Genomic DNA, 21,547 nt, shown 5'->3' with positions numbered 1-21,547 from the left:
GAACCGGATGAAGACTGATCAATTTTAAATCCTGTTCATCCTGTCGATCCTGTCAAAAACGGCCTTCGCATTCCTATCGCGCGTTCGTATCCCGCTCCCGAGCGGTAGCGGCCCGCTAAGAAAGCGGCAATATTACCGGGTACGTGCATGAGTTTGCCCTCCCCGGCCCTCTCGGGTATCGTGACGCGTATCCTCTCCGCTGCATCACTCCGCATCGGACCGCACCCGCATGTACCACCGAGCCACCGCCGCACTCGCGCTCGCACTGATTACCGCCCTCGCGCTGCCCCGCGTTCCGGCCGTTGACCCGCCTGCCAAAACCGTCTCTGTCTCCGAGAAGGCGCTCGCCATCCACAACGAGGCGCTCCTCATCGACGGGCACAACGACCTGCCGTGGGAGCTGCGCGAGACCGGCGAGCCCGGCTTCAAAAACATCGACCTGACCAAACCGCAGAAGAAGTTCCACACCGACATCCCGCGGCTCAAAAAGGGCAACGTCGGCGCGCAGTTCTGGAGCGCGTACGTTCCCTCCTCGACCGCAAAAGCCGGCACCGCGGCCAAGATGACCCTCGAACAGATCGACGTCATCCACGAGATGGTCCGGCGCTACCCGGACACGTTCGAGATGGCCTCGGGCACCGAAGACATTCACCGCATTCGTAAGGCCGGCAAGATCGCCAGCCTCATCGGGATCGAGGGCGGGCACAGCATCGAGAACTCGCTCTCGCTGCTCCGGAACTACTACCGGCTCGGAGTGCGGTACATGACGCTGACGCACTCCGAATCGCTGGACTGGGCCGACTCGTGCTCGGACGCGCCGAAGGCGAACGGGCTCAGCCCCTTCGGCGTCAACGTGGTGCTGGAGATGAACCGCCTGGGGATGCTCGTCGACCTCTCGCACGTCTCGCCCGAAACGATGAAGGCTGCGCTAAAGGTCACCAAAGCACCGGTCATCTTCTCCCACTCCTCGGCGCGCGCGGTGGCCGACCACCCGCGGAACGTCCCGGACGACGTGCTGAAGCTCGTGAAGGAGAACCGCGGCGTGGTCATGGTGAACTTCTACAGCGGGTTCCTCACGCCCGACGGCGCGCGGGCGATGCAGCTCATGTTCGAGAAGGGGCGTGAACTCAAGAAGCAGTTCCCCAACGACGACGCCAAGTACCGCGAGGCGTACCGCGCGTGGTCGAAGCAGAACGACTACCCCGCCGGCGACGTGCGGAACATCGTGGACCACATCGACCACATCGTGAAGGTCGCCGGCATCGACTGCGCCGGGATCGGCTCGGACTTCGACGGCGTGCCGAAGCTGCCCACGCAGATGAATGACGTGTCGTGCTACCCGCTGCTCACCCAGATCATGCTGGACCGCGGGTACACGAAGGAGCAGATCCACAAGGTGCTCGGCGGGAACCTGATGCGGGTGCTCGCCGACGCGGAGCGGGTGAGCCGCGAGTGGGCCAAGCCGTGACCACCCCGAAAGTCGCCATCATCGGCGCCGGCCTCGCGGGGCTGACCGCCGCCCACCGGCTCCTGTCGCGCCCGTCGCCGCCGGAGGTGATCGTCATCGACAAGGGCCGCCGGGCGGGCGGGCGGCTGTGTACCCGAACGATCGACCTGCCGGACGGGCGGCGGCCGCGGTTCGACCTCGGGCCGCCCGTGCTGTACGCCCGCCCGCCGGGCGACCGCACCCGCGCCGACGCCCGCGCCGCGGCGCTCGACGAGGAGCTGCCCGGCCCGGCCCTGTTCACCCGGCGCGTGGTCGGCCGGGTCGGGGCCGACGGCGAGGCGGTCGGCGACTGGGAGGTTACCGGCCTCACCGCGACGGACGGGATGCGCGAGCTGGCGTTCCGGCTGATCGCCCGGCACGGCGATCGGGTCACGTTCTGCGACCACACCGTCGCAGAGGAGTTGGAACGCACCGAGGACGGCTGGCGGGTCCACACCCGCTCGCTCCGCGACGGCCTCGAGACCGTCTTCGGGGTGAACGCCCTCATCCTCACCGCGCCCGTACCGCAGTCGCTCGAACTGCTCGAACGGAACAAGCTCACGCTCCCCGACGAGTTGCGGTACGCGCTGCGCGAGGTCCGGTACGCGCGGTGCGTCGCCCTCTACGGCCTGTTCGCACCCGCGACCGGCCTCCAGCCGGGCGGCGCGTGGATCGGCGACGGGCCGCTCGAATGGGTGCTCGACAACTTCCTGCGGAACGTGTCGCCGGTGCCCGGTGCGGTGACCGCCCTCGCGCGGCCCGAGTGGTCCGCGGACCACTGGGAAAAGTCGGACGAGCAGCTCACCGAACTGCTCATGCCGCGGGTGCGGGCGTGGGTCGGCGACCCGCTCGACCCCGCGCACGTCTGGCTCCACAGGTGGAAATGGGCGCGACCGCTGAACCCGGTGCGGATGCCGTGCGCGGTGCTCCGCGACCTGGGCGCGGTCATCGCCGGGGACGGGTTCTGCGGCGCCTTCCCCGATCCCGTGGACGCGGCCGTGGCGTCGGGCGGGGTGGCGGCCGACCGCATCGGCGGGTTGCTCACGGAACTCGCCCGGCGCGACACGCGGTACACCGTCGGCCGCCCGCGGAGCCTGACGCTCGAAGTCGCGGTCACCAGCCCGCAGGAGGCGCTCGCGGCGGCGGCCAACGGGGCCAACCGGCTCGAACTCTCGGTGGGGTTGGAGGTGGGCGGGCTGACGCCGTCGCTGGGCGCGTTCCGGTCGGCGCGGACGTTCACCCGGGAGGCGGTTCCGATCTACGTGCTGATCCGGCCCCGGGCGGGCGGGTTCGCGTACTCGGAGACCGACTTCGACGTGATGCTGGACGACGCGAAAGCGTTCCTGGACGAGGGCGCGGCCGGGATCGTGTTCGCGGCGCTCACCGCGGACGGCCGCATCCATCGCGGGCACTGCAACGAGTTGGTGCGGCTCGCGCGCGGGAAGGCCGTGTTCCACCGGGCGTTCGACTTCCTCCCGAACCCGCTCGCCGCGCTCGACGAACTGATCGAGCTGGGCTTCGAGCGCGTGCTCACCAGCGGGGGCGCCACCACCGCCGAGACGGGAACGACGCACCTCGCGGCGCTGGTGCAACACGCCGGCTGGCAGATCGAGGTGCTGCCGGCGGGGCGCGTTCGGCCCGAGAACGTCGCCGATCTGGTTCGGGCGACGCGGTGCGACCAGGTTCACGCCGGCCCCCGCCGCCCGGTCGAAGACCGCGGGCTCGCGGCGCGCCCGTTGCTCGCCCGCGCGATGGGCGCGACCACCGAACTCGACCCGGACGTGGTGGCCCGGCTCCGCGCGGAACTGGACGGCGTTTGCGAATCGCTATCATGAGCGGGATGACCGCCGACCCGCCGCTCGCGACGTTCGTGGCCGCCCTGCGCCAGAGCCGGCTGATCGACGCGCCCGACATCGACCGACTGGCGGCGCGACACGCGACCCGTTCCGGGCGCGCGTTCGCCGAGGTGCTAATTAGATCCGGGGTGCTCACCCACTACCAGGCCGACAAGTTGCTTCGCGGGGTGTGGCAGGGGCTCGTTCTCGGGCCGTATCACATCCTGGCGCCGCTGGGCCGCGGCGGCATGGGAACGGTGGTCTACCTCGCGCGCGACCGGCGGCAGGCGGAAGAACTCGGCGACGTTGACCTGGTCGCACTCAAGTTGCTCCCGCACCGCAAAACCGCACACGACTTGCGCATCCTGGCGCGGTTCCGGCGCGAAATGGCGCTCGGGCACCGGGTCAACCACGCGAACGTCGTTCGGACCCTCGGGGCCGGCGAGATCGACGCGGTCCACTACCTCGCGCTCGAGTTCGTCCCCGGCCGCACGCTACGCCAGGTCGTGGCCGACGGCGGCCCGCTCGCGGTGGGCGACGCCGCCCGCGTGTTCGCCGATGTCGCATCCGGGCTGGCGCACCTTCACGCGCGGCGGCTGGTCCACCGCGACCTGAAGCCGACCAACATCATGGTGCGCCCGGACGGCCGCGCGGTGGTCCTCGATCTGGGCCTGGCGCTGTCGATGGGTGAAACGCTCCCGGACGACCCGACGATCGTGGGCGGGCGCGGGTACGTGGTCGGGACGATGGACTACCTGCCGCCGGAGCAGGCGGTCGATGCGGCGGCGGTCGGGCCGCCGGCGGACCTGTACGGCCTCGGGTGCGCGCTGGCCTTCGCGCTCACGGGATCGGTCCCGTTCCCAGCGGCCACCACGAAGGAAAAGGTGCTCAAGCACCGCACGGAACCGCCGCCGCCCCTCGACGGGGTGCCCCCGGCGTTCCGACAGATCGTCCACCGGCTGATGGCGAAGCTGCCGGCCCAGCGGTACGGCTCGGCGGCCGAGGTGCGCGAAGTGCTCGCGCGGTGGGCCACCGCGGCCCCGGCGCGTTCGGCCGTGGACGCACTCACACTCGCCGACGCCCCGCACGGCGACGCCGGGCTGTGGGACGCCGCTCCCGGCGAAGAAGTCCCCACGGCCGAACGACTCGAAGAGCCCCCGGAGGTGCTGGAACTCCCCCCGGAGGAGACGAACGAGCCGCGGGCGCGCACCGGTTGCGCCGGCGTGGTACTGCTGGGATTGGTACTCGGTGGCCTGATTTTCATTTGCGCGATCTGACGAGCCAAGTGCTTAAAGCAGTGGGCGTGAACGACCGGCACCGCGTCAGTAGGAGCACTCTCGGAGGGCTCCGCTCGTTGGGTGAGGGCTCGTCACCCTTCGACGTTGCAAAACCACATCCATTCAAACCCGTCTGCCAGTACGCAATCGGCGGCACATTCGAGGTGAACGATCCGCCGGTGCAACCCCGTTTCGGCCCGGCTGTGGCCGCTCGCGTGCGTCAGCAGCGGGCGCATCAGCAGCGCGTCCCCGGCACCGCACTCCAGGGTGACGGCGTCGCGCGGCTCGTCGTTGCGCTGGTCGTAGAACCGGTGCGAGCCGGGAATCACCCGAAGGGGGCCGTTGTCGGGCGTCATGGGGTCGAGGTGGATGCGCACCGTCAGCATTCGATCGAGGACCGATTGCGGGGCGATGACGTGCGGCACGCCGGCCTTCACGGTCGGCTTCGTAAAGTGTGACGACGGGCGGCGCTCCTTAACGGCGAGGCTGTAATCCTTGTGCCACGGCAGCGCCCACGAGTGCCCCGGCGGCTTGTCGAAGTACAGCCCCCGCACCACGCCGGCCCCCGGCCCGAGGGTTACGCGCAGTGCGTTGCGAACCGGTCCCGTGCGGACGAGGCTCACCACGCCGGGCCACAGATCGAGCACGTTACGGGCGCCGTATGCCGGCCCCGCCGAGCCCGTGAGCACCGCATCGGCTTCGGCGTTGGCGGCCGTGATTTCCGACCACGTGCGCACCGCCTCTGCGACGGCGGCTGGCGCAATCGCGGCGGGAAGCAGAGCGTAGCCGTCACGCTCGAGCTGTTCGGCCCAGGTCATGCCCGCCGCATCCCGAAGAACAGCGCGTACACCACACCCCCGCTCGCGATGAACCCCAGCCCGACCAGCGCCTCGGTGCGCGACTCCGGGTTCACGAAGAAGTTCACCAGCACCAGCGCCATAATGAGAATGTAGAGGGCCGGGACGACCGGGTACCCCCAACAGCGGTACGCGCGGTTGCCGGGCGTGGCCGGGTACTTCCACCGGAACACGAAGATGCTGGCCACGGCGAGGGTTTCGAACGTCACCGACCCGAAGATCACGAAGTCGGTCATGATGTCGAACGGCGACTTGCCGCGCGGCACGTTCAGGTCGAGTTCCGCGAACCCGAGCGGCACGGTCGGCACCTGATACTGAGTTAGCGCCCCGACGCACAGCACCAGCAGCACCGACCACCCGGCCATCGCCAGGGTCGCGATCGCGGGCGTGTGGTACTGCGGGTGCAGCCGCGCGAAGGCGGGCGGCGCGAGCCGGTCGCGGCCCATCGCGTACAGCAGCCGCGGGCCGACCAGCAGGTTCCCGTTGAGCGCCCCGAACACGCTGGTCATCACGATCGCCGACGCCAGCACCACCCCGACCGGGCCGAGCAACTCGCCGCAGAACTCGGTCGCGATCGGGGTGGAAGAGAGGTGCCCGTTGGCGTCCTTGGCGACGATCTGGTCCCGCGGCAGCACGAGGTGGTACGCGAGGTTGGCCCCGCAGTAGAGGGCGATCAGGGTGAACACCGCCAGCAGCAGCGAGAGCGGGATGTTGCGCTGCGGCTCCTTCACCTCTTCGGCGATGGGGGCGATGTTCATCCACCCGTTGTACGCCCACAGCACGCCGACCAGCGCGACGCCGAACCCGCTCCAGTTGATCCCGAACAGGTTCGACGGCACGGCCGGGCTGAGGTGCGCCACCTTCGGCGGGTGCGTCGGCTCGGACACCGCGGCCAGCACCACGAACGGCACCGTGATCAGGAACAGCAGCGACGCGACTTTCAGGACGGTGATCGCGAACTGGACCCCGCCGCTCAGCCGCGTGCCGCGGACGTTCACGACGGTCAGCCCGCCGATGACGAGGGTGGTGAGCAGTTGCCGGGGCCAGAAGCTGAGCACATCGACTTTTTGCCCCGGCGCAATGGACTGCTTCAGCACGTCGTGAAACGACTCGGTGAACATCGTGGCCAGCGCGGCGATGCTGGCGGCGCGGAGGATCCAGAAATCGACCCAGCCCCACAGGAAGCCCGCGCAGCGGCCGTACCCTTCGCGGAGGAAGACGTAGTTCCCGCCGGCCCTGGGAAAGAGCACGGCGACTTCGGCGAGCGCGAGCGCGCCGAGCAGGGCGAGTACGCCGCCGAGCACCCAGACGGCCATGATGAGGCCGAACTCGGGGACGTTGTCCGCGACGTTCCGGCCCTTCTTGAACACGCCGGACCCGATGACGGTGCCGATAATAACGGCGGTCGCGATCCACGGGCCGATGACCCGGGGCAAGGACTGCGGGGGTGTTTGGTGCATGAGGCAAGATGATACCGGACCGGCCGACGCGGCGGGAGGCAATTTCGCGGGGCGGCGCGGGCCGCCGGTCCGCCTCAATCGAAGATCACGGATTTGTGGTTGTAAACGAGGATGCGGTGGTCGAGGTGCCACCGCACGGCCCGCGACAGCACCACCTTTTCCAGGTCGCGGCCCTTCTCCAGCAGGTCTTCGAGGCCGTCGCGGTGCGAGATCCGCACCACGTCCTGCTCGATGATCGGCCCCTCGTCCAGGTCCTCCGTCGCGTAGTGGCTGGTGGCGCCGATCAGCTTCACCCCGCGCTCGAACGCCCGGTGGTACGGCCGCGCGCCCATGAACGCCGGCAGGAACGAGTGGTGGACGTTGATCACCCGCTGCGGGTACCGGGCCACGAACTCGCTCGACAAGATCTGCATGTACCGGGCCATCACCACGAGGTCGATCTTCTCCGCCGCGAGCAGGTCCAACTGCTTCCGCTCGGCGGCCTCCTTCTCGCCCGAAGGAACCGGGACCACGTGGAACGGGACGCCGTAGAAGTCGCCCCACTTCTGCGCGTCGGGGTGGTTCGCAACGATGAGCGGAATTTCGCAGAGCAGTTCACCGGTTTTGTGGCGGTACAGCAGGTCCATCAGGCAGTGGTCGTACTTCGAGACGAACAGCGCCACCCGGAGCGGGTTGCGGGAGTCTTCGAGCCGCCAGCGCATTTCGAACCGGTCGGCGAGCGGCGAGAACCGGCGGGAGAACTCCGCGAGGTCCAGCGCGAACCCGCTGAGGTCCCACTCGACGCGCATGAAGAACAGTCGCCCCTCCGCGTCCTGGTGCTGGTCCGCGTGGAGGATGTTGGCGTCGTGCTTGTACAGGAACTCCGCGACCGCCGCGACGATCCCCTTGCGGTCCGGGCAGGTGATGAGCAGGACGGCGGTGTTCTTCATGGGGAGGAGCTGTCGGTGGGTCGGTTGCCAGTGGTCAATCTAGAGACCCGCACCCCACCGACCCTTCTCCGACAGATTTACGGCACACAGCCCCACAGCGCCAAACCGACGAGCAAGGCCTAGCGCGAGCCGCAATGTGATTCGCTCGAAGGGATTTTGAGCTGTGGAACCGGTGCGGCGCAAAACCGCGGTGCCGGTCCGGGCGCGCGTTGCGCCCGGACCGGCACCGCGGGTCGCTCAGAAATCGCTGAAGCCGTCGCTGCCGATCGAATCCAGCTCGTGCCCCTTGCTCGCGCGCCCGTGTGAAAAGGCCTTTGGTGCAGCGGCCCGGGCTTTCGGACGGCCCGCTGGCGCCGCGACGGAGACGCGGCGCGTGGGGCCGGGTTCGGAGGACACTTTGAAGCGGGCGACGAGGTCGCGGAGCTGGTTCGCCTGATCGGTCAACGTCTGCGCGGTGGCGCTCATCTCCTCGGTCTGGGAGGCGTTCCGCTGGGTCACGGTGTCCATCTGGCTCACCGCCTTGTTCACCTGCTCGATCCCCCCGGACTGCTCCTTACTGGCGCCCGCGATCTCGGCCACGATGTCGGTGACCCGCTTCACGCTGATGACAATCTCGGTCAGCGTGTCGCCCGACTTGTTCACCAGCTCGGTGCCCGCTTCCACCTTCTTGACCGAGTCCTGGATCAGGCTCTTGATTTCCTTGGCGGCGGTGGCACTGCGCTGGGCCAGGTTTCGCACCTCGGTGGCGACGACGGCGAACCCGCGCCCCTGTTCTCCGGCGCGGGCCGCTTCGACGGCGGCGTTGAGGGCCAGCAGATTGGTCTGGAATGCGATTTCATCAATGGTCGTAATGATCTCCGCTATTTTCTTCGACGAGCCGTTGATTTCACTCATCGCTTCCACCGCGCTGGTCACCACCTGCCGCCCCTTCTCGGCGATCTCCTTGGACCCGCTGGCCAGTTGCCGGGCCTGCTGGGCGTTGTCCGTGCTATGTTTGACGGTCGAAGTGATCTCTTGCAGGGCGCTGGCGGTCTCCTCCAGGCTGGACGCTTGCTCTTGAGCGCCGGTGGAGATCTCGTTGCTGGCCGCCGACAGTTGACCGGACGCGTCGGCCAACTGCTCGGACACCTCCCGCACCCCTTCCAGTGCGGTCCGTACCGAGAGCACCGCCGTGTTCAGCGACCGCGCCATCTGGCCCACGTTGTCGGTCCCCAGGTCCGGGACCACCACCGTGAAGTCACCCGCCGCCAGTGCGGTCACGGCCTTGATGATCTCTTCCACCTTCCGCTGGAGTTCGATCGTGTCGGCCTTCACGCGCTCTTCCAGCTTCTTCTGGGCGGTGACATCCGTGGCGAACTTCACCACCTTGTATGCCTTGCCGGTGAGGGAGTCGAGGATCGGGTTGTATGAGGCGCGGATCCACACCTCCTTCCCCCCTTTGCCGATCCGCTTGAAGTCGTTGAAGACGAACTCGCCCCGGTTCAACTTGGCCCAGAACTCGCGGTACTCGGGGCTCGCGACCTCCGCGGGCTCGACGAACATGCGGTGGTGCTGACCCTGGATCTCGTCCAGCCGGTAGCCCATTGTGTTCAGGAAGTTCTCGTTGGCCGTCATGATCGTGCCGTCGAGGTTGAACTCGATCACCGCCTGTACCTTGCCGACCGCCAGCATCTGGCCCGCGTAGTCGTCGTTCCGCTCCCGCTGTATGCCGACCTCTTCCCAAATCACCCGGTCCTGCTTCAGGGCGCCCCGAATGCCTTGGAGGGTGGCGTTGAGTGATGCCGCCAGTTGCCCGAACTCGTCCATCGACGTTTCGTCGGCGACCAGTGACAGGTCCCCGACGGCCACGGCCCGCAAAATGTTACCGGTCGCGTCGAGCGGCCGGACGATCAGCCGCCGGAAGAACAGGCCCACGGCCACGGCGATCACGACGGCGCCGCCGATGACCACGAACATCGTCGTCCGGGTCGAGGCGTATAGGGCCTGGGCGGAGGCCGCCTCCTGTTCGGCCCCTGCCGTCTGGAGGTCGCAGAGTTCGTTCAAAAAGCCGTTCATCTTGTTCGTGTTGGGGACCGAGGCGGCGCAAAGCTTCTCGGCCCGCTCGATCTCCCCCGCACCCAGCGCGGCCATCGCGGCCTCGTGGTCGCGGCGGAACTGCTCCAGGTGCGGTTGCGTCGCCGCCCACGTCGCCTTCTCCTTGTCCTCCATCGGCAGCGCCTGGTACCGCTGTGCCGCGTCGCGGACCTTGGGCCAGGTCGTTTCGAGCGTCTTCGAGGCCCGCTGCCGCGTCGCCTCGTCCTTGCTCTGGGCGGCGATCAGCACGGACCGCTCGGACCGCTGGATGGTGAGCAGGGCCGCCCGCAGGTCGCCCAGCGAGCGGAGCGACGGGATCAGGTTCCGGTTGGCGTTTTCCAGAGCGTGGTTCACTTCACTCGTGGCGCGGAGCCCGAAGTACCCGACGCCGGCGCACACAACAGCCAGCAGCAAAAACGCTCCGATGAGCCGGGTGCCGATCGGGAGGTCGTTGAACTTGGTCATAGGGCAGCAGTCCTGGTAAAGCCCCGCGGGGCCGTAGGCCGCGGAGGTGGGGCCAGACGGGTTGCCGCGTGATCGAACGGTTCGCGCCGGTGGCCCGCGTGCCGACTCGCAGGCGTTGCGCGGCGAGCGTCATGTCAGGGCCGCTGGCGGCCGGGAGGTCACGCGGCTCGACGATCTCAGGGGACTCTGTTGGTCGGCCTTCGCTTCCGGACCGGGCTCCGTCGGCGCGTTGGTCCGATGCGTACCGGGACCAGAGGAAGCACGGACTGCGTTTTAACAATCCGATGCCGCACACATCGATGCGCGCCGAATCGTCAAAGTGTCGCAACAATACTAATCGTGACTGGCTTGCAAAATTTGCCTTTGGGGGTATCGCGACTGCACCGGCAGCTCAAAGCACCCCTCGGTCGTGCTCTGAAGTGACTGAAGCATCCTGGAATGACGGTGCGCTCCGGTCGAGAAGCAAACTCGGTAGCCCCACGTCCCGGTTTCCATCGCGCAGACGCGGGGCCGGGACCGCGTAACCCTCACTACTGGCAGGACCTACGAGAGGCACGTTGCCCCAACGGGCACAGGGTTCGTGAACGGGTTGGACTTGAGGCTTGACCGGACCAATACTATAAGTCAAACGGTTCCGTTGGCGGCATACAGTTTGAGGAGCGAGAGTCGATGTTTCGCGCGGCGCTGACGTACCAACTCGTTCTCGCTGTGGCGGTGGGGCCGATGCTCTGCTGCTGCTCGGCCGGGAAGACGTTGGCGAGCGCGCCCGTGGCACCGCACGCCTCGAAATCCGCTGCGCAACACGTCCTAGTTGAGTCCGCTCCCCACGCGTGTTGCGCGCACAAACGTGTCACACAGGAACCGGCTCACGAGAAGTTGCCCGCCCCGACGAAACCTGGTGCTCCCTGTGGAAAGTGCCCGTGTAAAGACACGGCGGGGAAAGCAGAACTGACCCACGCCGAAGTGGCACAGGCAGATTTGTCCCAGTTTCTGCGCGTGCTCGGTTTCGATGCCTCTCTTTCGTTCGTTTCGCTGGCGGTGACGGCGTTTGTTTCCGAACCCGCGGCTAGGCTTTCACCCACGTGTGCGGAGCACGTTTCCTCACCGGCAGATCAAATCCTCTACGCGCATCACAATCTGCGCTGTTAGCGCCTCACAACCTCTCACCCTGCGACGCGCCCCCGTGGGCGTGCACCGTCCCTTGTAGCGCTCCGCCGGGGCGACCGGTGTGCCGCTTCCGTTTAGCCGTACCCTCGTTGTCATAACTAGCCGGTTCCCGGCGTGTTGTGGCCCGTCCCGTTCCGTGTTCACGCGCAAGGTCCGCTCGGCCCGGGTCGCTCCGGTGCGCTGCGGATTCTGAGGAGCTTATCCATGAACCGTAAATGGGTTCTTTTCGGCGTTCTGGTCGTCCCGGCCGTGGCTCTCGTCGTCGGGTGCAGCAACAATTCCACCGTTCCGACCCAGAAGGCAGCCGCACCACAAAGCGGTGAGGCAAAGCCGGATGGGGCGAAAGGGGACGAGCACGCGCACAAGCCGGGCACACACGGCGGCACCATCGTCGCGCTCGGCAAGGACAGCTACCACGCCGAGGCCGTGTTCGAGAAGGGGGGCAAGGTCCGCCTCTACATGCTGGGTAAGGAAGAGACCCGCGTGCAACAGGTCGAGGCCCAGACGTTGAGCGCGTTCGTCACCCCCGAGGGCTCGACCGACGCGGTGCCGGTGGCGTTTAAGCCGGAACCGCAGCAAGGGGACGCCGCGGGAACGACCTCGCTGTTCGTTGCGGCGCTGCCCGAAGGGCTCGCGGGCAAGAAGGTGCAAGTCACCATTAACAACATCAACGTGGGCGGCGAACGGTTCCGCATCGGCTTCGGCAACGAGGCGCACGGCGACGCGATGCCGGCGAAGAAGGCGACCGCCGAGGAGCAGAAGCTGTTCCTCACGCCGGGCGGGTTGTACACCGCGGCCGACATCAAGGCCAACGGCGACACCATTCCGGCGGTGAAGTACCGCGGCATCCGCCCGACCCACCAAGCGAACCCCACACCCGGACAGAAAATCTGCCCCATCTCGCGAACCGCGTCCAACCCGAAGTTCACCTGGGTCATCGGCGGCAAAACGTACGAGTTCTGCTGCATCCCGTGCATCGAAGAGTTCCTGACCACGGCCAAGGAAAAGCCGGCCGAGATCAAAGACCCGTCGGAGTACGTGAAGAAGTGAGCGGCCCTGGCGCGGGGCCGACGCCTCGCGCCGGTTCATCACGACCATACCCCGAGTGAGGTGCCGGCGATGCCGAGTGACTCCGAACGGCCGTCTGTGTGGCCCACGTTCGCGCGCCAGGTTCGCTGGGCGGCTGGGGCTCTACTCACCGTCGCGGCCACCTTCCTCGCGGCACACGAAGGGCACGCCCCGCTTCCCACGAAAGGAGCGGTGGCCGACACGGTGACCGGGCACCTGCTGCTAACGGACGACGCCCGCCGAAGCATTGACGTCGCCACCGAACCCGTCGAACTTCGGACACTGGGCGAGCGGGTGCTGGCGTATGCCAGCGTCGTCGCCCCGTGGCGGAACCACGGCTTCGCCACCGCGGTGCTCCCCGGGCGCGTGGTCAAAGTCCACATCGTGCCGGGGCAAGCGGTGCGGACCGGAGAGGTGCTGGCCGAGGTCGAGAGCCCCGAACTCGACACCCTTCAGCAGGAGGTGCTCACCGCGCAGAGCGAGGTCCGGCTCTCAGAAAAGCTCGTCACCGAACTCGGGAAGTCGGCCGACGCCGGCGCCGTCGCGGGCCAAACGGTCCTCGACGCCGAAACGAAGCACGCCCAAAACCGGAACGCGCTTGAGGTGACCCGCGCGCGATGGACGGGCCTGGGGCTGCCCCGGTCCCAGTTCGACGACCTGCTCGCCACCGGGGCGCCGCGCCCCGGGCTCACGCTCCCGGTCGTGTCGCCGGTGCCGGGAGTCGTCGCCCACGCCGAACTGACCGCGGGTAAGGTGGTCGAGCCGGCGGAACACCTGGCCGAGGTGGTGGACCTTTCTGTGGTGTGGGTCAAGGTGGGCGTGCTGGAACGGGACCTCCGGAAGGTGAGGATCGGCCAGCCGGTTGAGGTGGAACTCGTGGCGTACCCGGGCCGCACCTTCCGCACGGAGGTGCGAGCCGTAAGCCCGGCCCTGGACCCGGTCACGAACGTCTACACGGTTTGGACGGAACTTTCCAACTCCGATTCCGGCGAACCGCTTTTTCAGCCAGGAATGGCGGGCCGTGCCCGCGTCCTTGTGCCCGGCGACAGGCCGCGGCCGGTCGTGCCCGCCGCGGCCGTCGTGCGCGAAGGGGCGGAGCGGTTCGTTCTGGTTGAGGAGGCGCGCGCCGGTCGGTCGTCGGAGTACCGGCGGGTGCCCGTCGTCTCGGGGCGGGAAGAGAGCGGCGCCGTCGAACTCCTCGCCGGCACCGTCTACCCGGGCGACCGGGTCGTCACGCGCGGCACGACGCTGCTCGGGCCGTTCTTCGCGCCCACGGTACTGGTCCCCTCCGCCGAGGCGAGCCGGAGCATGCGACTAAAGGTGGAACCGGCGGCCGTGGGGCCGGTCGATGAGGTGGCGCTCCTGGACGGGGCGGTTGAGGTCGAGCCGGCGGCCCGCGGTTCGGCGTCGTCGCAACTGGCGGGCACCGTCCGGTCGGTCCGCGTCGATCGCGGCCAGGAGGTACGAGCCGGGGAGGTGCTGGCAGAAGTGTTCAGCCCCGAACTTCTCACCACCCAGCAGGAGTTTCTTCGGACCGAACTTGAAGCGACCCTGACCGCTCAGACCCTCAAGAGCCTGAAAGCCGCGCCGGGCGTCGCGGCCCGGCGGCTGTGGGAACTGGAAAGTCAGGTCACCGCGCTCCGCGCGCGGGCCGGCGCCCTCCGGCGCCAGCTCACCACCGCGGGCCTCACGGCCGAACAGGTGGAGGGCGTCGTTGCGAAGCGCGAACTGGTCGCGACCGTGCCGGTCCGCGCCCCGCTGTCCGGCGCGGTGGTGGGATTCGACAAGGTGCTGGGGCAGGCGGTGGCCGCACACGAGCCGCTGTTCGAGGTCCACGACCTCCGGCGGCCCCAGGTCCGCGGCTACCTCTCCGAGCGCGACGTGGGCCGGGTGCGCATCGGCCAACCGGTCCGGGTGCGGCTCGTCGCCGACCCCGAAACGGTCCTCGCCGGGACCGTGGTCCGAAGCGCCCGGAACGTGACCGTTGACGCCCGCACCCTCTCCGTCTGGGTCGAACTCTCCGACCGATCGGGCGCCACGCTCCTGCACAACCAGCTCGCCTCACTGGCGGTCACGGTCGGCGCCCGCCCGCCGGGCGTTCGTGTGCCCCGAGCCGCCGTGGTGTCCGACGGTGCGACGGCGTTCGTGTTTGTACAGCAGTCGGGCGGCCGGTTCGAGCGCCGCGCGGTCGAGACCGGCCCGGCCGACGACCAATTCGTGACCGTCACGCGCGGCTTGGCGGCCGGCGACCCGGTCGCGACCGCGGGCGCCGCCGAACTCATGACCGCCTTCGCGTCGCTCCGCTAGCCCCACGTGTAAGAACGCGCGGCGCGGCGGAATGAACTCCGCGCCGCGGCGGGCGCGGAGCGATCGCCATGTGACAGTAACGCGTGACGGAGCCAAGGCAATTTTTGACAGGATCGACAGGATAAACAGGATTTAGAACTGAGGTTTCTTCATCCTGTTTATCCTGTCGATCCTGTCAAAAATTGCCTTCATAAACGCGAGGCCGCGTGGGCCGAAACGAAGCGCAGCCGTCCGTTGCGCTACCGTCGAATTCGTATCGCACAGGCTCAAGCGAGTTCAAACGGTACGACCTGAGACTTCACGAAGCGAAGGGGACCCGTCCGTGCTCGACCGCGTGATCGCGCTCTCGCTCAAGAACCGGTTCCTGGTGCTGCTGTGCGCGGTCGCGGTCGCGGCGGCGGGGGCGTACCAGCTCGCGCGCACGCCGGTCGATGTGTTCCCGGACCTGAACCGCCCCACGGTCACGGTACTGACCGAGGCCCCGGGCCTCGCGCCCGAAGAGGTGGAAGCGCTCGTCACCCGCCCGCTCGAGTACCAACTGAACGGCGCGACGGACGTGCGGCGCGTGCGCTCGGCGTCGGGCATTGGGCTGTCCGTCGTGTGGGTCGAGTTCGACTGGGGCACGGACATCTACCGGGACCGCCAGATCGTCTCCGAGCGGCTCCAACTCGTCCGGTCCCGGCTCCCCGAGGGGGTGAACCCGGTCATGGCCCCGATCTCCTCCATCATGGGCGAGGTGATGCTCGTGGGGTTGCGGCCGGCCCAGCCCCCCGCGACGGACGCCGAACGGCTGCAACAGGGGATGGAGTTGAGGACGTTCGGCGAGTTCGCCGTGCGGAACCGGCTCCTCGCCGTGGACGGGGTGTCGCAGGTGACGGTGATGGGCGGGCACCTGAAGCAGTACCAGGTCGTCACGTCGCCCGAGCGGCTCGCGGCCCAGAACGTGACCCTCGAACAACTAACCGAGGCGGCCCGGAAGGCGAACGTACTCGCGGGCGGCGGGGTGATGGAGCGCGGGCCGAAGGAGTCGCTCATCCGCATCAGCGGGCAGAGCCTCGCCCCGGACGAGATCGAGGACACGCCCGTCGTGTGGCGCGACAACCGCGCCATCCGGGTGCGGGACGTGGCCGACGTGCGGTTCTCCGGGCCGGTGCGCCGCGGCGACGGCAGCGTCCGGGTCAAAGAAGGCGACGCCGTGACCGGCGGCCCCGCCGTCATCCTTGCGGTTCAGAAGCAGCCGAGCGCGAACACCCTCGACCTCACCCCGAAACTCGACCAGGCGCTCGCGGACCTCCGGCAGGACGCCCCGCCCGGCACGGTGATCGAGTCCCGCGTGTTCCGCCAGGCGGACTTCATTCGCACCGCTGTTGACAACGTCATTGAGGCCATCCGGGACGGCACCATCTGGGTGTTCGTGGTGCTGGTTCTGTTTCTGGCGAGCGTGCGAACCAGCGTCATCACGCTTACCGCAATTCCGCTCTCGGTCCTGGTGACGGTACTCGTATTCGGCACCTTCGGCGCGACCGTTAACACCATGACGCTCGGCGGCCTCGCGGTCGCCGTGGGCGAACTGGTCGATGACGCCATCGTGGACGTGGAGAACATCTTCCGCCGGCTGAACGAGAACCGCGCGCGGGAGCGCCCCGAGCCTTCACTCAAAGTAATTTTCAAAGCGTCCAGTGAAGTGCGGAACTCCATCGTCTACGCGACGCTCGTGGTGTGCCTCGTGGTGCTCCCGCTGTTCGCGCTTTCGGGTCTCGAAGGCCGCATGTTCGCGCCGCTCGGGCTCGCGTACCTCGTGTCGCTCCTGGCGTCCCTGGCGGTGTCTCTCACGGTGACGCCGGTGCTGTCGTCGTTCTTGCTGGCCCGTGGGCCGGCGCGGAAGCACCGCGACCCGCTCCTCTTGCGTGCGCTCAAGTGGCTCGACGCGCGGCTGCTCCGGTTCACGCTGCGGCACCCCAGACCGATCCTCGCCGCGTCACTGCTATTGTCACTGGCGAGCGCCGCATTTGTGCTCGGGATGGGATCGGAATTTCTCCCGCCGTTCAACGAGGGCACCGTCACGGTGAACCTTCAGACCCCGCCGGGCACCAGCCTCGCCGAGAGCGGTCGCGTGGCGGCACTGGCCGAGGGCCGGTTGCTCGAAATCCCCGAGGTGGTGTCGGTGTCCCGGCGCACCGGGCGCGCCGAGCAGGACGAGCACGCCGAAGGGGTGAACGTCTCCGAACTCGATGTGCGACTGGCCCCGCACGAGCGGCCCCGGCCGGGGTTCTGGGCCGCCGCCGCCCGCGCGGTCCCCGGGCTGCACCGGTTGGGCATTGATACGGCAGGCCGACCACACGAAGCCGTTCTGGCCGACATCCGCGACCGCGTCAGCAGCATCCCGAACGTGAAACCCAACGTGGGCCAGCCCATCAGCCACCGCCTCGACCACGTCATGAGCGGCGTCCGCGCCCAGGTGGCGGTGAAGGTGTTCGGCCCCGACCTCCAGGAACTCCGGGCGGCGGCCGGGGACATTGAGGCGGCGATGCGCGGCGTCCCCGGCGTGGTGGACCTACAGGTCGAGCCGCAGGTGGAAATCTCGCAGGTGCGGCTCCGGGTGAAGCGCCAGGAGGCCGCCCGGTACGGCCTCGCCCCCGGCGACGTCGCCCGGTTGCTGGAAACCGCCTACAAGGGCCGCGCGGTCTCCACGGTGCTCGACCGGGAACGGTTCTTCGACCTCGTCGTCTGGTACGACGACGCGGCCCGCAGCGCGCCGGCTGTCATCGGGAGCACCATCCTCGACACCCCGTCGGGCCGGCGGGTGGCGCTCGATCAGGTGGCCGAGGTGGCCGACACCACCGGCCCCAACACGCTCAACCACGAGAACATCGCCCGCCGCATCGTCGTGTCGTGCAACGTCCAGGGGCGGAGCCTCGGGGACGTGGTCGCCGACATCCAGCGGGCCGTGAAGCCCGTCGAGCAAGCGCTCCGCGCGAAGGGCGCCGACTACCGCATCGAGGACGACGGCCAGTACCGCGCGCAACAGGAGGCGAACACGCGGCTCCTGGTGCTCGGGACGCTCGCGGTGTTCGGGGTGTTCGTGCTCCTCACCCGCTGCCTCGGCTCGTGGCGCGGCGCGCTCATGGTGCTCGGGGTGAACGTCCCGCTGGCGGCGCTCGGGGCCGTTGTCGCACTGCTGTTGCTCAACCGGCCGGAAGGTGCCGCCCTCGACGCCGCGCCGTGGTGGCGCCGGCCCGCCGTGTGGGCGCAAGCGACGACGCTCTCGGTGGCCCACTGGGTCGGGTTCATCACCCTCATCGGGATCGTGTCCCGGAACGGCATCATGATGATCGCCCACTACATCCACCTCATGAAGGAGGAGGGCGAGACGTTCGGTGAGGCGGTGATCGTCCGGGGCAGTCTAGAGCGCCTCGCGCCGGTGCTCATGACGGCCGGCGTCGCGGTGATCGGGCTCGTGCCGCTCGCGCTCGGCGGCGGGCAGCCGGGCAAAGAGATCCTTCACCCGCTCGCAGTGGTCGTCATCGGTGGGCTCGTCACTTCCACCGTCATGGATCAGGTGGTGACCCCGGCGGTATTCCTGCTGTTCGGGTCGAAGGTGTACGCCCCGCGCGCGAGTGACGGAACCGGGGCGGCCGAACTCTGGGACGATGCGTGGTTGACGAACGGTGCGGATACGAAGCCGACGTGCCGGCCCGAAGCGCAAACCGAACCGTCGAGCGGGGCGCCATGAGCGCCCCACCGTCCGCGGAACTGATTTTGGACCGCCGAGCTACTTGATTTCGATCGTCACCGTCGAATTCGGCTTCTTGGCTTCCTGACGCAGGGGGGTGCGGTAGTACTCGGAGCAGTCGTCCTTGATCCGCTTGACGAGCGGCCCTTTGTCCTTGTGCTTCAGCTTGATGGGGTGGTCCGCCGGGATCGGGGCGGTGCGCTCCAGATAGTCAACATCTACCAGAATGACGCGGTGAGTGCCGACGACCGCGCCGTCGTCCCCGGCGTCGGTCTGCAACCGGAACCGGCCGGACGCGTCGGTGAGCCCGATCGACCGGGGGCCGACCACTCCGGACTCGCGGTCTGGGTGGAACTCCACCTTCACGTTGTCCAGCGGCTTGCCGTCCTTGAGGACGACCCCCTCGACCGGAACCATCGGAAACTGTTGGCCCTGGCACGCCGTGAACGCGGTCGTGACAACGCCGACCGTGAGCAAGGCCAAGCGACGGAACATGAGAGCACTTCCTCGGGTAGAATGATGTCTTGGGGCGGGGTGGAGAATGAACGGGTGACCGCGCGGGAGACGAGAGGTGGTCAGAGCCAGCTGTCTCCTTCTATCAATCACGTGCCCCGCCTGCGGAGCCAAGCGGGTGCAACCTCGGCGTACAGCGCTGCACGAGCTTGAAATCAACACCGTCCGTTGGTTGCGAAGCCACTCACTTCCCTCCCTTGCTGGAAGGAAAGCAAGGCGCGGGGAACCGCGCCACACATTGCGTTCGCTTGGCGCTGTTACGGAGCGACCGTCCTTACTAAACAAGCGACCCGTTGTTACCTGCGCTTTTTTACGAGCCGCGACCGCCACGGAGCGGGGTACGTATCCCGCTCCGTGGCGGTCGCGGCTCGTCAAGAACGTTACAATCAGTCCTGATCGCGCAAGTAGGTAACGAGCAGGGTGAATCCCTCAACCGACTCCACCGACCGAACACGCTTTATCCGTTCGGTCCGGTATCAGTAGTCCAGCCCGGCCAGCGTTTCACCGCCGGCGCGAGTACCGAGTGCAACGAGGCCGCCGGAGAAGTTGTTGATCCCGTCCGCGAGGAACCGGACCGAGCCATCGGCATAGGCCATGTTTGCCCCGCCGGTGTGCGAGCTACCGAACGCAACGATTCGGTCCCAAAGGGCTGCGGCCCCCGACCCGGCGGCGGGCACTCGGTAGTTGAGCGGGTACGTTCCGGTGGCTCCGGCAAAGCTCCACGAGGTGCCCGTTCCGGACCACGCGCTGCCCCACGACTTCAGCGGGTACCCGAATCCGCCCCAGAACGATTTCGACCAGTTGGGGTCGCGGTTGGAAAACTCACCGACGAGGAGGGTCGAGGATGTCCCGTCGGTAATAGCCTCGATTTTCACCGGCCCCACGGGCTTAAAAGAGGCATCGCCCGGAGGGGGCAGCGCGCCGTCGGCGCCGGACGTTCCGGTGCCACTGCTGCCCTTGTAACTGGTCGTCGCTTGATAGATGGTGACCGATCCGGGCTTGTACGGCTCGACCGCGGGGTTGACGTCGTCCGACGGGCACAAAAGCACGGAAACCGGTGTCGCCGACACCCCCGTCGACGAGGACATGTCCGTCAGGTTCATGCCGACCGTTTGGTTCGCGGGCGTCACCGCCTTGTTCACAACCGCCTGGTACAAGTTCTGCTGCTCCAGGTACGGCAGCAGCACCAGCATGAAGGACGTGTACCCGCCGCTGCTGATCCGGTACAGGTTGGGGAACGCGGCGTTCGAGTCGTGATAGTTGTGGAGCCCGAGCGCGATCTGTTTGAGGTTGTTCTGACACTTCATGCGTGCGGCCGCTTCGCGCACCTTCTGGACGGCCGGCAGCAACAGCCCGATCAAGATGGCAATGATGGCGATGACGACCAGCAACTCGATCAGCGTAAACCCGGCCCGGCGCCTGAGCTGTGCCACGGCATCCTCCCTCTAGAATGAATCGCGTATCGGCGGGTGCCGTGACCGGTTTCGGTCGCGGCAACGGATCCAACGGCCGGTGCGAGCGGCCGTTCACGGACGTTGCGGCCCGGAGGAGATAAGGAGAGAAGGTGCTACGGGCGGATCCGGCGTCAGGGAGATTACTGGCTGTGCCCCCGGAACCTAATACGCCCTTCAACATTTTTTCTCCGAACGGCCGTTTCGGTTCGGGTGCCGCAGCCAACGGCTCACGTCGCCTGGCCTGATTGTGTGGCCCGCGGGGCGGGGGTATAAATGTGGGAATTAGGTTTCGGCCGTTCGGCGAGTAATCATCCATGAGCGGGAGCCCGGAATCACTCACGCGGGTGACGCTCCTCGGGCGCCTCCGCCGGCGCCCGGGCGACCCGGACGCGTGGGCCGAGTTCGTCGCGCACTACGGGCCGAAGGTGCTGACGTGGTGCCGCGGGTGGGGGCTCCAGGACGCGGACGCCCAGGACGTGGCGCAGACCGTGCTGATGAAAATGGCCACCCGGCTGCCGGACTTCGAGTACGACCCGGCCCAGAGCTTCCGGGCGTGGCTCAAGACGATCACCCACCACGTCTGGTACGACGTCGATTTAAAGAACCGGCGCCCCGGGCGCGGGTCCGGCGACAGCGCCACGTGCGAGCAACTCGACGAGGTGGCGGCCCGGGGCACCCTGACCCGGTGCCTGGAAGACGCCTACGACGAAGAGCTGCTGCGCGAGGCGATGGCGCGGGTGCGGCTCCGGGTCGAGCCGCGGACGTGGGAGGCGTTCCGGTTGCTCGCGCTTGAGGAGCGGCCCGGCGCGGACGTGGCCCGGCGGCTCGGGATGAAACTGGCCACGGTGTACGTGGCGCGCAGCAAGGTGCAGCGGCTCCTGCGCGACGAGATCGCCCGGCTGGACACCGGCTGACCGCCAACG

General features: G+C 68.1%; 13 protein-coding genes. 7 read left to right on the top strand and 6 right to left on the bottom strand.

The annotated features are described in order from the left end of the window. Positions 1-229 precede the first annotated feature (229 nt). From R5W23_RS22340 to R5W23_RS22330, 3 genes are read left to right on the top strand one after another with little or no spacing between them, the layout of a single operon-like run. Positions 230-1,468 (top strand): dipeptidase, encoded by a 1,239-nt coding sequence (locus R5W23_RS22340; protein ID WP_261186579.1) that lies wholly within the window; start codon positions 230-232, stop codon positions 1,466-1,468. Next, a complete protein-coding gene (locus tag R5W23_RS22335) occupies positions 1,465-3,321 on the top strand; it encodes a copper homeostasis protein CutC (protein ID WP_320688203.1) in 1,857 nt (618 codons plus the stop codon). The genes R5W23_RS22340 and R5W23_RS22335 overlap by 4 nt, the downstream gene beginning before the upstream one ends. Then, complete coding sequence (locus tag R5W23_RS22330; RefSeq protein ID WP_320688202.1) at positions 3,318-4,598, top strand: serine/threonine-protein kinase; 1,281 nt, start codon at positions 3,318-3,320, stop codon at positions 4,596-4,598. Before R5W23_RS22335 ends, R5W23_RS22330 begins: the two co-directional genes overlap by 4 nt. A gap of 92 nt (positions 4,599-4,690) precedes the next feature. Here the strand turns inward: R5W23_RS22330 and R5W23_RS22325 are convergent, their stop codons facing one another. From R5W23_RS22325 to R5W23_RS22310, 4 genes are all read right to left on the bottom strand, one after another. Next, entirely contained in the window at positions 4,691-5,416 is a 726-nt protein-coding gene (locus R5W23_RS22325; RefSeq protein ID WP_320688201.1) for a phytanoyl-CoA dioxygenase family protein, read from the bottom strand. After that, a complete protein-coding gene (locus R5W23_RS22320; RefSeq protein WP_320688200.1) occupies positions 5,413-6,915 on the bottom strand; it encodes an APC family permease in 1,503 nt (500 codons plus the stop codon). Before R5W23_RS22320 ends, R5W23_RS22325 begins: the two co-directional genes overlap by 4 nt. Positions 6,916-6,989: 74 nt before the next feature. Next, positions 6,990-7,844: a formyltetrahydrofolate deformylase gene (gene purU / locus R5W23_RS22315; protein WP_320688199.1), complete on the bottom strand. Its 855-nt coding sequence runs from the start codon at positions 7,842-7,844 to the stop codon at positions 6,990-6,992. 237 nt (positions 7,845-8,081) lie between these two features. After that, positions 8,082-10,382 (bottom strand): HAMP domain-containing methyl-accepting chemotaxis protein, encoded by a 2,301-nt coding sequence (locus R5W23_RS22310; RefSeq protein WP_320688198.1) that lies wholly within the window; start codon positions 10,380-10,382, stop codon positions 8,082-8,084. Positions 10,383-11,753: 1,371 nt separating this feature from the next. Between R5W23_RS22310 and R5W23_RS22305 the strand changes: the two genes are divergently transcribed. The 3 genes from R5W23_RS22305 to R5W23_RS22295 all read left to right on the top strand — a co-directional run bounded on the left by R5W23_RS22305 (position 11,754) and on the right by R5W23_RS22295 (position 18,657). Next, positions 11,754-12,599 carry a hypothetical protein gene (locus tag R5W23_RS22305; protein WP_320688197.1) on the top strand — a complete coding sequence of 282 codons (846 nt, stop codon included), beginning with the start codon at positions 11,754-11,756 and terminating at the stop codon, positions 12,597-12,599. A 69-nt stretch (positions 12,600-12,668) separates the two neighbouring features. Next, the gene (locus R5W23_RS22300; RefSeq protein ID WP_320688196.1) at positions 12,669-14,924 is read left to right on the top strand and encodes an efflux RND transporter periplasmic adaptor subunit; all 2,256 of its coding nucleotides are present in this window, start codon (positions 12,669-12,671) and stop codon (positions 14,922-14,924) included. 322 nt (positions 14,925-15,246) lie between these two features. Then, positions 15,247-18,657, top strand: a complete 3,411-nt coding sequence (locus tag R5W23_RS22295) for an efflux RND transporter permease subunit (protein ID WP_320688195.1) — start codon at positions 15,247-15,249, stop codon at positions 18,655-18,657. 39 nt (positions 18,658-18,696) lie between these two features. Here R5W23_RS22295 and R5W23_RS22290 read toward each other — a convergent pair whose 3' ends face one another. After that, positions 18,697-19,152 (bottom strand): hypothetical protein, encoded by a 456-nt coding sequence (locus R5W23_RS22290; protein WP_320688194.1) that lies wholly within the window; start codon positions 19,150-19,152, stop codon positions 18,697-18,699. A 494-nt stretch (positions 19,153-19,646) separates the two neighbouring features. Next, positions 19,647-20,603, bottom strand: a complete 957-nt coding sequence (locus R5W23_RS22285; protein WP_320688193.1) for a DUF1559 domain-containing protein — start codon at positions 20,601-20,603, stop codon at positions 19,647-19,649. Between the two features lie 335 nt (positions 20,604-20,938). On the opposite strand from R5W23_RS22285, the gene R5W23_RS22280 reads away from it, so the two are divergent. After that, the gene (locus tag R5W23_RS22280; protein WP_320688192.1) at positions 20,939-21,538 is read left to right on the top strand and encodes an RNA polymerase sigma factor; all 600 of its coding nucleotides are present in this window, start codon (positions 20,939-20,941) and stop codon (positions 21,536-21,538) included. Positions 21,539-21,547 lie beyond the last annotated feature (9 nt).

The organism is Gemmata algarum, from assembly GCF_034097035.1.
Classification (GTDB): Bacteria; Planctomycetota; Planctomycetia; order Gemmatales; family Gemmataceae; genus Gemmata; species Gemmata algarum.
Note: the sequence above shows the minus strand (reverse complement) of the source record. Positions and strands in the feature narration are given on the sequence as shown.